Source organism: Mesorhizobium sp. M0145 (assembly GCF_040322355.1).
Classification (GTDB): Bacteria; Pseudomonadota; Alphaproteobacteria; order Rhizobiales; family Rhizobiaceae; genus Mesorhizobium.
Genome location: NZ_JAMYTK010000057.1, coordinates 1 through 7,760, shown reverse-complemented (window position 1 = coordinate 7,760; position 7,760 = coordinate 1). Strand labels below are relative to the sequence as shown.

Annotated in this window: 5 protein-coding genes; 2 read left to right on the top strand and 3 right to left on the bottom strand. The window is 58.9% G+C overall.

Going from position 1 to position 7,760, the window contains the following annotated elements; translation table 11 throughout:
• Window positions 1-187 precede the first annotated feature (187 nt).
• Both carB and NKJ28_RS32755 read left to right on the top strand, forming a co-directional pair.
• Window positions 188-3,691, top strand: coding sequence for a carbamoyl-phosphate synthase large subunit (carB, locus tag NKJ28_RS32760; protein WP_352638577.1), 3,504 nt, complete (start codon window positions 188-190; stop codon window positions 3,689-3,691).
• 348 nt (window positions 3,692-4,039) lie between these two features.
• Window positions 4,040-5,713, top strand: coding sequence for an RNA-directed DNA polymerase (locus NKJ28_RS32755; RefSeq protein WP_352638575.1), 1,674 nt, complete (start codon window positions 4,040-4,042; stop codon window positions 5,711-5,713).
• A gap of 113 nt (window positions 5,714-5,826) precedes the next feature.
• On the opposite strand, the gene NKJ28_RS32750 is transcribed toward NKJ28_RS32755, so the two are convergent.
• The 3 genes from NKJ28_RS32750 to NKJ28_RS32740 all read right to left on the bottom strand — a co-directional run bounded on the left by NKJ28_RS32750 (window position 5,827) and on the right by NKJ28_RS32740 (window position 7,532).
• The gene (locus NKJ28_RS32750; RefSeq protein WP_352638574.1) at window positions 5,827-6,291 is read right to left on the bottom strand and encodes a DUF6644 family protein; all 465 of its coding nucleotides are present in this window, start codon (window positions 6,289-6,291) and stop codon (window positions 5,827-5,829) included.
• On the bottom strand, window positions 6,292-6,675 hold the full coding sequence (locus NKJ28_RS32745) for a DUF6152 family protein (RefSeq protein ID WP_352638573.1): 384 nt from the start codon (window positions 6,673-6,675) through the stop codon (window positions 6,292-6,294).
• A 119-nt stretch (window positions 6,676-6,794) separates the two neighbouring features.
• Window positions 6,795-7,532 carry a DUF899 family protein gene (locus NKJ28_RS32740; RefSeq protein ID WP_023678325.1) on the bottom strand — a complete coding sequence of 246 codons (738 nt, stop codon included), beginning with the start codon at window positions 7,530-7,532 and terminating at the stop codon, window positions 6,795-6,797.
• Window positions 7,533-7,760: the final 228 nt, after the last annotated feature.

The window sequence follows — 7,760 nt, the reverse complement described above, 5'->3', positions numbered from 1 at the left end:
CTGCCCTACTGCCCTACTGCCCTACTGCCCTACTGCCCTACTGCCCTACCCGCATTTTAGGGGGTTACATCCGGCAAAACTCTTCCCTATAAGGCCCTCCTAGCCTGATACCAGAATCGCGCGCACAACCGGCCGGGTCATCCCGTCCGGCTTTTTGTGCAAGCCGCCCGCCGAACGGACCCTCGACATGCCAAGACGCACCGACATCAAGTCGATCCTGATCATCGGGGCCGGCCCCATCGTCATCGGCCAGGCCTGCGAGTTCGACTATTCCGGCACCCAGGCCTGCAAGGCGCTGAAGGAAGAGGGTTTTCGCGTTATCCTGGTCAATTCCAATCCGGCCACCATCATGACCGATCCGGAACTGGCCGACGCCACGTACATCGAGCCGATCACGCCCGAAGTGGTGGCCAAGATCATCGCCAAGGAGCGGCCGGACGCGCTGCTGCCGACCATGGGCGGCCAGACCGCGCTCAACACCGCTTTGTCGCTGCGCCGCATGGGCGTGCTCGACCGCTATCAGGTCGAGATGATCGGCGCCGACGCCACCGCAATCGACAAGGCTGAGGACCGCGCGCTGTTTCGCGAGGCGATGAACAAGATCGGCCTGGAAACGCCGAAGTCGATGCTGGCCAACGCCACCGACGTCAAGAATGCCGACCGCAAGACGCACGAGGCCGAGCGCGCCGCGCTGAAGGCGGAAAAGCCCGAAAATCTCGACGCCGCGCTCGATGCTCTGGAAACGCGCTGGAACCTCGGTGAGGGCGACCGCAAGCAGCGCTATATCAGCCATGCCATGGCGATTGCAGCACAAGCGCTCGACCATGTCGGCCTGCCCGCAATTATCCGCCCCTCCTTCACCATGGGCGGCACCGGCGGCGGCATCGCCTACAACCGCGCCGAATTCTTCGAGATCGTCCAGTCCGGCCTCGACGCCTCGCCGACCACCGAAGTGCTGATCGAGGAGAGCGTGCTCGGCTGGAAGGAGTATGAGATGGAGGTTGTCCGCGACAAAGCCGACAACTGCATCATCATCTGCTCGATCGAGAACATCGACCCGATGGGCGTGCATACCGGCGACTCGATCACCGTCGCCCCGGCGCTGACGCTGACCGACAAAGAGTACCAGATGATGCGCAACGCCTCGATCGCGGTGCTGCGCGAGATCGGCGTCGAGACCGGCGGCTCCAACGTGCAGTTCGCCGTCAACCCGGCAGACGGCCGCCTGGTGGTGATCGAGATGAACCCGCGCGTCTCGCGCTCGTCGGCGCTGGCTTCCAAGGCGACCGGTTTCCCGATCGCCAAGATCGCCGCCAAGCTCGCTGTCGGCTACACGCTGGACGAGCTGGAGAACGACATCACCGGCGGCGCCACGCCGGCCTCGTTCGAGCCGAGCATCGACTATGTCGTCACCAAAATCCCGCGCTTTGCCTTCGAGAAATTCCCCGGCGCCGAGCCGGTGCTGACCACCTCGATGAAGTCGGTCGGCGAGGTCATGGCCATCGGCCGCACTTTCCAAGAATCGCTGCAGAAAGCGCTACGCGGGCTGGAAACCGGCCTGACCGGGCTGGACGAAATCGAGATCCCCGGCATCGGCCATGGCAGCACGGCCGCCAGCCACGTCGACGACCGCAACGCCATCCGCGCCGCCTTGGGCACGCCGACGCCGGACCGGCTGCGCATGGTGGCGCAGGCGATCCGCATGGGCACCTCGCTGGAAGACGTGCACGCCATGTGCAAGATCGACCCGTGGTTCCTCGAGCAGATCGCCGGCATTCTCGACATGGAAGCGCGCATTCGCGAGCACGGCATCCCCGAGGACGCCGCCAATCTGCGCATGCTGAAGGCGATGGGTTTCTCCGATGCCCGCCTCGCATCCCTGGTCAGGAAGGACGTCGAAGAGATCGAGAAGATTAGGCGTACACTCGACGTTCATCCGGTCTACAAGCGCATCGACACTTGCGCCGCCGAGTTTGCTTCGCCCACCGCCTACATGTATTCGACCTATGAGGTGCCGTTCGCCGGCGCGCTCGCCAACGAGGCGCAGGTCTCATCGCGGAAAAAGGTCGTCATCCTCGGCGGCGGCCCCAACCGCATCGGTCAGGGCATCGAATTCGACTATTGCTGCTGCCACGCCGCGTTTGCGCTGCGCGACGCCGGCTTCGAGGCGATCATGATCAACTGCAACCCGGAGACCGTGTCGACCGACTACGACACCTCCGACCGGCTCTATTTCGAGCCGCTGACGCCGGAGGATGTGCTGGAGATATTGCGCGCCGAGAAGGCGTCCGGCGAGCTGGTCGGCGTCATCGTCCAGTTCGGCGGCCAGACGCCGCTGAAGCTCGCCGATGCGCTGGAGAAGGCCGGCATCCCGATCCTCGGCACCTCGCCCGACATGATCGACCTGGCCGAGGACCGCGACCGCTTCCAGAAGCTGCTGCACAAGCTCGGCCTCAGCCAGCCGAAGAACGGCATCGCCTATTCAGTCGAGCAGGCCCGCCTCGTCGCCGGCGAGCTCGGCTTCCCGCTGGTGGTGCGCCCGTCCTATGTGCTCGGCGGCCGCGCCATGCAGATCATCCACGACGAGAGCATGCTGCAATCCTATTTGCTCGACACCGTGCCCGGCCTGGTGCCGGAGGACATCAAGCAGAAATACCCCAACGACAAGACCGGCCAGATCAACACGTTGCTCGGCAAGAACCCGCTTTTGTTCGACACCTATCTCTCGGGCGCCATCGAGGTCGATGTCGATTGCCTGTGCGACGGCAGGTCGACCTACGTCTCCGGCATATTGGAACACATCGAGGAGGCCGGCATCCATTCCGGCGACAGTGCCTGCTCGCTGCCGGTGCATTCGCTGCCCTCCGAGCTTGTCGACGAGCTCGAGCGCCAGACGGCAGCGCTTGCCCGCGCGCTCAATGTCGGCGGGCTGATGAACGTGCAATATGCGATCAAGGACGGCACCGTATATGTGCTCGAGGTCAACCCGCGCGCGTCGCGCACCGTGCCCTTCGTCGCCAAGACGATCGGGCGGCCGATTGCGAAGATTGCCGCCCGCATTATGGCCGGCGAAAGCCTGGAAGACGCCTTCGCCCACTACGGCGCCATGCCCGACCCGCGCAACCCCGGCCACATCGCGGTCAAGGAAGCGGTATTCCCGTTCGCCCGCTTCCCCGGCGTCGACATATTGCTCGGGCCGGAAATGCGCTCGACCGGCGAGGTCATGGGCCTCGACCGCGACTTCGCGCTGGCCTTCGCCAAGAGCCAGCTAGGCGCCGGCGTCGACCTCCCACGTTCCGGAACGCTGTTCGTCTCGGTGCGCGACGAGGACAAGAAAGGCATCCTGCCGGCGGTCAAGCGCCTCGCCGGCCAGGGTTTTAAAGTGCTCGCCACCTCCGGCACCGCGCGCTTCCTCGCCGAGAACGGCGTCGTCGCCGAGAAGATAAACAAGGTGCTGGAAGGCCGCCCGCACATCGAGGACGCCATCCGCAACCGCCAGGTGCAGATCGTCTTCAACACGACTGATGGCCAGAAGGCGGTGTCGGACTCGAAATCGCTGCGCAGGGCAACGCTGATGCAGAAAGTGCCGTATTACACGACGCTGTCAGGTGCAGCTGCCGTGGCCGAGGCAATTGCGGCGCTGAAGGCGGGGAGCCTGGAGGTTCGGCCGCTGCAGGAGTATTTTGCGTAGGCGATTAGCCAATCTCCCTCCTTGTGGGGGAGATGGCCGGCAGGCCAGAGGGGGGCGCTGTCCCGCCGGCGCTGCGATCTTGCCAACACCCCGCTCGGCGCTCATGCGTCAATCGACCTTTTCCCACAAGTGGAAGGTATATGCCAAGCTGACGCAGAAAGCGCCTTCCCACGCGACACTCTCCGGCGCTTTCGCCTGGCAGAGGCGATCATTGGAAGTGCTGCCCCTTCCACGGGTATTTTTTATACAAGACTTAGTTCTTGATAGCGAAATGGTGTAGTTATCTACTCAGCCTAGACTCAGAACGCTTATGCGGGCGTCAACTCATACGGCTCACCGGAGTAGAGAATGAGTGCGAAAAATGCTCGAGCTCGCCATCGCCGGTTTCTTACGGCCGGATTTTTTCCCCCAGAACTTCCAAAGTGCTTTTATAGTGAGAAACTTGGAAAATACAGAAATTATCTCTTGGCAAATTTCGACAAATTACCAAAGTTGGGAAAGTCAAAAGATCCAAACTATTACTATTATAAGGGACACAGATCGTCATTTAACTATCCAAGATTTACTAAACATCACCGAAGGCACTCGTTTATAAATCCAATATCGTACTTTTTCTTGTCAAAGATACTTTCTGATAAGTATATTGAATTAAGAAAGATATCTAAGAATTCAAATATATCAGTATCTCCATCTGTATTCGATTGGAGCGGGGATCGCGCTTTAAAGCGCCCCGTGTTCGAATCGAGAGAGTTCTTTCTATCGAATTTAAATGCAAGATTTGCATATATACTACACACAGATCTTAGTTCATTTTACCATTCCATATACACTCACGCAATTGCATGGGCGATACATGGAAAAAACTTCGCAAAGAAAAACCGGTCTCTAAAGCACGCGGGGAACCTCATTGATTTGATTTCAAGGAACTCGCAAGATGGTCAAACAATTGGCCTGCCCGTTGGCCCCGATACATCGCGGATGATCGCTGAACTGGTTGGTTCGGCGATCGACCTTCCAATCCAAAGCAGTCCTGGCATAACTTTAAATTCGGCGATGCGTTTCGTTGACGATTTCAGCATTGGAACACACACCAAGGAACGAGCTGAAGCTGTAATTGCATCGATCAGACGATCAGCAAATACATTCGAACTAGATATCAATAATGAGAAAACGTTCATTTCGGCGAGCAGCTCATATTACGTTTGGGGCTGGAAAAGCTATATACGGTCGATCATTCCCAAACCTCCATACGATCCGCAGTCGATTGATTTATTTCTCTACAATCTGAATCGCACGTCTGGTGAAAATCGAGACAGTAATGTTGCAAAATTTGCGCTTCAAAACGCGCGACGTGCGTTCTTGGAGTGCGATTCGTGGAAGCAGGTTGAAATGTATCTCATTTCAATCTATCGAGAAAATCCAACAATCATTTCCATCTTAGTTGAGATATTTATTATAAGGCATCTTACTAAAGCTGACTTAACAATAGATTTGATTCAGGACCTAGTGCAGTCGAGCCTCCCTGTTTTATGCGAACAGCAAAAAGCTGGTGAGGCGATATGGCTGTTGCATCTGGCTATCTCTCTAGGAATCCCGTTGAAAACAAAGGTGTTAAAACCTTTTTTAGCGGAAGAAGACGCTTTGATCGCAGTGCTAATAGCTGATGCCCGTTCTAAGGGGTTGGTCGAAGGAAATATCAGTTTTTCTCATTGGAACACTTTTTTGACCGCGGATGGCTTGAACAGTCATATGTGGCTATATGCTTACGAAACTACGCTAAAAGGCATAAACGGAACGACAAAAATTAAACACGTCACCGACCACGAGTATTTCCGCTATTTTTATAAGAAAAAAATTGAATTCTATCGTTCAAGCCAAGATTTCTATAAACTGGCTCCGCTACTGAAAAAGATGAAGAACGAAAATTTGGCGAAGAGCAAGCTTGTCGACGATTTTGAGTTAGACTTATCTTTCGACATCGAAGAAATCGATTTCGACGATGGAGCTGCTGATGAATATTAATTTTGGCGCGGCGATTTGGCTTAGACAAATGGGACGCGGGAGATCGCATTTCAGGCATCGCGGCACCGAGAGTCAGCGCGCCTAGCTGTGATTAGCCGCCAACGTTGCTCACCTCAGCCGAGAAATCCAATAAACCGTCCGGCGAAAAGCACAGCCGTCCACAGCACCAGCGAAAGCACCGCCAGCATGGTCGCGGCCCCACCAGCCGGCTCGTCACTGCCTTTTACGCGGCGCATGAAGACAAGAAAGTTGGCGCCGGCAAGCAGGATGAGCGTCATCTTGGCGAGGAAGATCGGCATCGCCGCATATTCGCTCGCCCTGACTGAAAAGAGCAGCGACCCCGTGACAAGCGCTCCGGCGAACGCGCCGAATGCGGTACGGCGCAGCAGCGCCACGAACGGTGCCTGCGGCAGCGAGCGGAAGGCGCCGAGGATCCTGAGGTCCATGAGCCAGACGCTGGTCAGCAGCGCGCCGACCGACATGATGTGGAGCGCGTTGACGATTGGATAGGCGACGAAGGAGGCCTTCAGTCCCCGCACCAAAGCGAGTTGCTCGATGCCGGCGAACAGCCCGTCCATTCAGGCCGGCGGCACGCGGTCGGGATAGACATCATAGGTCTTGCCGCCGACGATGATGCGGACTGCCTTCATGCGCTTTTCGCTGTCGTCGCGCGAACGGTGGCCGATCGCGGTCACCTCGTCGCCGACCTTGGCAACCTTCTCGGTGAAGCCGGCGGCAATGGTGCGCGACGGCGGCGCCATCTCCACCCGCCACACCTCGCCCTCGGCGTCGACGTCCAGCGTGGCGTGCGGATTGCCGATATAGATGGCCGTTATCTTGCCTCGGAGTTCGAAAAACCCGTCCTGCGTCCACGACCAGCCGTGATGGGCATAAGCCGCACTGACGGCGGCAAGGATTACCGCCGCTGCCAGCGTGACGCTCCGGTTGAAAGGCGACAGCATCGCTCGTCTCCTCGGTTCGGCATTAGAGGGTAGGTCAGCGCGCCGCAGCGTCAAATCACATCGGGACAAGAGCCCGGCACCGGCAGGATTTCCCGATACGCCGACAGGGAATGCCAAGGTCAGTGGCAGCAATCATACTGCAGCTGCTCGTCCCAGTCCGGCCGGCCCTCCGGCGCGAAATCCATCAGGTTCCACAAGATCTCGCAGGTACCGATGGCGCGCGGGTCCTGGCCGGGTTCCGGCAGCGTGAAACCCAGCTCGGAGCTCCAGAAATGCCTGATACCGTCGGCATCGCGGTGGAACACCGACAGGACGGGGAGTTGAGCGCCGGATTCGTCCTCGGCGTGGTAGTCGCGCTTGAAGCTGTTGCCGGCCGAGGACACCAGCCGCATGTTCACCCAGCCGCGGTCGCGGCCAAGCGTCAGCAGGTTTTCCAGCGCCGTCTTGCCCACCACGGCGAAATTGAAACCGGCCGCCTCGAGATGGCCGATGGCGCCGTCGAATTGGTCTAGCAGCGCCGTGCAGGACGGGCATGGCTGGTCCGGCCGAGCGAGCTTCGCCGTGCCGCCGCTGGTCGCGACGTCACGCGTTTCCTGCGGATGGCGCGGGAACATCATCGAGTAGACGATCAGCGTGTCCTTGCCAGGCGAGAACAGCTCCGACAATTTTATGCGCGCAGGCTTGCCGTCCTGCCCCAGTCCGTCAAACACATAATCCTGCGGCACCAGCCCGCCCTTGGGCAACGCGCGGCGGGCGACGGCCACATCCTCCATCGCGCGGCGCAGCTCGATCTCCTTCTGCAAAAGGGTTTCGCGGGCGGTGCGGTATTCCTGGGATTCGTTGGGAAAGCTGATCATCGTCATCTCCATCTCTTAGGATTTTGACGACGCGCGCCAAGGTTCCGGCAACGCGCCTTGCCTCTCAAGGACGCATGGCGAAGGGCGGTTCCGACATTTTTTGCGGCGGGCGGCAGAAGTCGCCCGGGCCCGGATTGCCAACCTAATTGTGAAGGGCAATTCGGGGCAATCCGACCTCTCCCCGAGGGGAGAGGAGGTCGTCGGCGTTGATGCCAGCCTCTTCTCCCC